The 2212-nt window shown below is 73.0% G+C and carries 1 protein-coding gene; it reads right to left on the reverse strand.

Annotated elements, in window-relative coordinates:
* Nucleotides 1-91 precede the first annotated feature (91 nt).
* On the reverse strand, nt 92-2212 hold a 2121-nt coding region (locus APM_RS19380; RefSeq protein ID WP_007425093.1), incomplete at its 5' end, for an ATP-binding protein.

Genomic DNA, 2212 nt, shown 5'->3' on the forward strand with positions numbered 1-2212 from the left:
GCCGCCTCCAGCGCCGGCTTGAGGAAGCGGTGGATCTGCGGCTCGTCATCCACCACCAGCACGCGGCCGGTCTCGATCCGCTTCGCCTCGGTCATGGCACCGGCAGCTCCACGCGGATGATCGTTCCCGGCAGTCCGTCCGCCGGCAGGTCGCGCCGCGGGCTCTCGGCGGCGATCGTCCCGCCCATCGCCTCGACGAAGGCCCGCGCGATCGCCAGCCCCAGCCCCGTGCCGGGCGCCACGCGGTCGCCCCGCACCACCCGGAAGAAACTGTCGAACACATGGGGCAGATCCTCGGGCGGAATTCCCACCCCCTCATCGGCGACCGACAGCACGACGCTGTCCCCCGCGCGCCGCGCGAACACCGAGATCGCCCCGCCCTCGGGCCCGTATTTCACCGCGTTCTCCAGCAGATTGACCAGCACCTGTTCCAGCAGCGCCGGATCGGCGCGCACCGTGGCCGCGTCTTCGGGAATGTTGACCGCGGTGTGGAACGCCTCCTTCACCCGCGCCACCGCGTGTTCCACCACCGGCGCAAGATCCACCTTCTCGTGCCGGGCAACGATCTCGCCCGTCTCGATCCGCGCCATCCCGGTGATGTTGGCGAGAAACCGCGTCATCCGCCCAACATCCTCGACGATGCTGGCCAGCAGGTCGCGCCGCGTCGCTTCCGGCAGCTCGCCATCCGCTTCCGCCAGCGTCTCGGCCGCGCCGCGGATCGCGGTCAGCGGCGTGCGCAGGTCGTGCGAGAGCGAGGAGAGCAGCGCCGTGCGCAGGCGCTGCGTCGACTCATGCGCCCGCGCCTCCGCCGCGCTGGTGGCCAGCCGCAGCCGTTCGGCGGCCAGCGCGGCCTGGTCGGCGAGCGCGCTGAGCGTCTGGATCACCGGCTCGGCCGGGGGGGTCTCGGGCCGCACGCCGAGCACGCCGATCGCCCCTGCCTCGGTCGCCAGCGGCTGGAACCGCCAGGCCGATGCGGGCAGCGTCGTCGTGCCCATGCCGGTGGCCACGCGATTGCGCCAGGCGAATTCCGCCGCCGCCACCGCCGCCTCGTCGAACCCGCCGGCGCGGGGCAGCCCGTCGCCCCGTGCGAGGAGCAGCACCGCCTCGCCGGCCAGCGCCCGCGCCTCCGCTTCCACCACCGCGGCCAGCCCCGCCTCGTCCGAAACCTGCGCCAGCGCGCGGCCGAACAGCGTGATCCGCCGCAGCGCCTCGATCCGCGTGCGCGCGGTCTCCGCCTCCGCCCGCACCCGCCCTGCCAGCGAGCCGGTCAGCACGCCGACGACGAGAAACGCGAACAGCGCGGTCACATCCCGCGGGTTGGTCACCGAAAGCGTGTAGATCGGCGGGAGAAAGAAGAAATTCCACAGCACGAAGCCGGTCAGCGCCGCGAAGATGCCGACGCTGCGGCCATACAGGCTCGCCATGCCGACGACGATCGCGGTGAAAACATACCCCATCGCCTCGGCCGGCAGCACGCCGCGCAAGGCGAACCCGCCGATCGTCGTCAGGATCATGATGCCGAGGCTGATACCGAAAGGCATCAGCTTCGGCGGCGGCGCGCGATGCGGCGGCGCCGGCCGGCTCGCCGCGGGATCGGGAACCACATGCAGCGCATAGGCCCGCGCGCCCCGCGCAAGCCGCGAGGCAAGGCCGCGCCGCCACCGCCACCGACCACGGCCGCGCGCGATCACGATATGCGCGACGTTCTGCCGCGCCGCCGCATCGAGCAGGGCGGCGAACACATCCGCGTTCGTCGTCGTCTCCACGGTGCCGCCAAGCTGGATCGCGAGATCGAGCGCCGGTTGCACGGCCATGCCGGTCGCCGCCCGCTCGGCATGGAAGGCGAAGAACGGCGCGCGCAGCGCCTCGGCCAGCCGGGACGCGTGCCGCACCACCTGCTCCGCCGCCTCGCCGGCCTCGACCACCGCCATCACCCGCTCCGCCGCAGGCCAGGGCCCTGCGATCGCCTGCGCGCGCATATAGGCGGCGATGTCGCGATCGACATGCTGCGCCACCCGCCGCAGCGCCATCTCGCGCAGCGCGGCGAGATTCCCCGGCCGGAAGAAGCCGCCCAGCGCCCGCCGCGCGACATCCGGCCGGTAGACCAGCCCCTGCTTCAGCCGCGTCCGCAATTCCTCCGGCGGCAGGTCGATCAGCTCGATGTCGTCGGCAAGGCCGAGCACCGTGTCGGGCAGCGTTTCCGCCACCCGGAT

The sequence above is a fragment of the Acidiphilium sp. PM genome (assembly GCF_000219295.1).
GTDB lineage: Bacteria > Pseudomonadota > Alphaproteobacteria > Acetobacterales > Acetobacteraceae > Acidiphilium > Acidiphilium multivorum.